At 33.0% G+C, this 1,738-nt stretch carries 1 protein-coding gene; it reads left to right on the plus strand.

Annotated features, from left to right (window positions below):
* Nucleotides 1-289: 289 nt before the first annotated feature.
* Nucleotides 290-1,738, plus strand: a 1,449-nt coding sequence (locus AB3X49_RS22480; RefSeq protein ID WP_367964839.1) for an alpha-glucosidase, incomplete at its 3' end; no start/stop codon positions are given.

Raw genomic sequence — 1,738 nt, forward strand, 5'->3', positions numbered from 1 at the left:
AAGTTCTGCCATGATATTTCCCCCTAGAAAGTTTATGCAAACGTTTTCTTTGAATTTATTATAAACGAATAGATTCAAAAAAGAAATAAAAACACTATAAAAAAATAAAACGTTTTCATTATTCCTATGAATATATAATAAGTTTCACATGTTTTATTAGAAAAAGAAAATAAATATTGTAAGCGCTATTTTAAATTTGGATAGAATCTGTTATCATTCAGTAATGAAAACGTTTGCGCCTTAAAAAAAGAAAAAAGAATCAATAGTATAGATGAAATGGGGTAGCATAATGGGAAAACAATGGTGGAAAGAAAGTGTAGTATATCAAATTTATCCTCGTAGTTTTATGGATAGTAATGGTGATGGTATAGGTGATCTTCGTGGTATTCTTGCGAAGCTAGACTACTTAAAAGAATTAGGTATTGATGTAATTTGGTTATCACCAGTCTATGAATCTCCAAACGATGATAATGGTTACGATATAAGTGATTATTGTAAAATTATGAACGAGTTCGGAACAATGGAAGATTGGGATGAACTATTACATGAAATGCATAAACGTAATATGAAACTTATGATGGACTTAGTTGTTAATCATACTTCAGATGAACATAATTGGTTTATTGAATCATGTAAATCGAAAGATAATAAATATAGAGACTATTATATATGGCGCCCTGGAAAAGAAGGGAAAGAGCCGAATAACTGGGGAGCAGCATTTAGTGGATCTGCATGGAAATATGATGAGATGACAGATGAATATTATTTACATCTGTTTTCTAAAAAACAGCCAGATTTAAACTGGGATAATGAAAAGGTAAGACAAGATGTTTATGACATGATGAAGTTTTGGTTAGAAAAAGGAATTGATGGGTTCCGTATGGATGTTATTAATTTTATTTCTAAAGAAGATGGCTTACCAGCTGTTGAAACGGATGAAGAAGGATATGTTTCAGGGCATAAACATTTTATGAACGGTCCGAACATTCATAAGTATTTGCATGAAATGAATGAAGACGTATTGTCTCAGTATGACATTATGACGGTTGGGGAAATGCCTGGTGTAACGACAGAAGAGGCTAAATTGTATACAGGGGAAGCTAGAAAAGAACTACAAATGGTATTCCAATTTGAACATATGGATTTAGATTCCGGAGAAGGTGGGAAATGGGATGTAAAACCATGCTCACTTCTTACTTTGAAACAAAATTTAACAAAGTGGCAAAAAGCATTAGAACAAACAGGATGGAATAGCCTTTATTGGAATAACCATGACCAGCCTCGCGTTGTATCTCGTTTTGGTAATGATGGAGCTTATCATACTGAATCAGCGAAAATGTTAGCGACAGTACTTCATATGATGAAAGGGACACCGTATATTTATCAAGGAGAAGAAATCGGAATGACCAATGTTCGATTTGAATCAATTGATGAATACCGAGATATTGAAACACTAAATATGTATAAAGAAAAAGTTATAGAGCGCGGCGAAGATATAGATAAAGTGATGCAGTCTATATATATAAAGGGCCGAGATAATGCTAGAACTCCGATGCAGTGGGATGATAGAGAACATGCTGGATTCACAACCGGTGAGCCTTGGATTGCGGTAAATCCTAACTACAAAGAGATTAATGTGAAACAGGCAATCCAAGATGAAGAATCAATTTTTTATTACTATAAAAAATTGATTGAATTACGTAAAAACAATGAAATAGTTGTGTATGGAACATATGAT

Source organism: Bacillus sp. C30 (assembly GCF_040838255.1).
Lineage (GTDB): Bacteria > Bacillota > Bacilli > Bacillales > Bacillaceae_G > Bacillus_A > Bacillus_A mycoides.